The organism is Alteromonas sp. ASW11-130 (genome assembly GCF_026183735.1).
Classification (GTDB): domain Bacteria; phylum Pseudomonadota; class Gammaproteobacteria; order Enterobacterales; family Alteromonadaceae; genus Alteromonas.
Map to the genome: position 1 here is coordinate 1 of NZ_JAPFRE010000048.1, position 960 is coordinate 960.

At 47.0% G+C, this 960-nt stretch carries 1 protein-coding gene; it reads left to right on the forward strand.

Annotated elements, in window-relative coordinates; genetic code table 11:
* Nucleotides 1-960, forward strand: a 960-nt coding sequence (locus tag OPS28_RS16925; RefSeq protein WP_265610654.1) for an AMP-binding protein, incomplete at both ends; no start/stop codon positions are given.

Here is a 960-nt window from a genome sequence, read left to right on the forward strand (position 1 = left end):
ATGGTACCTGTTTGAACAGGGAGAGAGTTGGTTATTCAAACTAACGCCAGCCCATTTGGATGGATTATACCCGCTGTTTAATGCAGAGGAACCACGCCAATACAAACACAGTTTGGTATTGGGTGGTGAGCAGTTGTTATCAACGACAGTACAAAAGTGGCAGTCGGACTGTTTACCAAACGCAGCCTATATCAATGAATATGGGCCGACAGAAACAGTAGTAGGCTGTGCAACCTATACCGTAGATAGCGTTGAAGCTTTAGCAGCTTGTGGCAACAGTGTATTAATAGGGCGACCTATTGCGAATACACAGCTATATGTACTTGATGGTGATAAACAAACACCTCTAGGTGGCATTGGCGAGCTGTGTATCGGGGGAGATGGCGTAACCCGAGGCTATCAAAATAGGCCAGAGTTAACAGCAGAGAAATTTACTGCTTTTACGACACAGGACGGAGAGTGTAAACGCATCTATCGCAGTGGTGACTTGGTGCGCTATCACGCAACAGGGGAATTGGAATATCTGGGGCGTATAGACGAGCAAGTTAAGCTGCGAGGTTACCGAATTGAGTTGGGTGAAATCGAGTCCCAGCTGCGAAAACTGGCAGGTGTGGCAGAAGCTGCAGTGGTTGTTCAAGGTGAAGGCAGTGACAAACACCTAGTCGGATTTGTGACACCAGAAGGAGTTGCACAAGAGCAGCAGGAAGCATGGCTAGCGGATGTCAGCAGTCAATTGCAACAAGTATTAGCAGACTATATGCAACCATCGGCGTTGCGAGTCTTGTCGGTATTGCCGTTGACAACTAATGGCAAGGTGAATAAACGAAAATTACCTAAAGTTGAGTTGATGTCGGAGCAAGAGTTTGTGGCGGCATCGACAGAAACAGAGAAAGCGTTGGAGCAAATTTGGCAAGACGTGCTGAGGGTGAATGAACCTTTAAGTGTGACGGCCAACTTTTT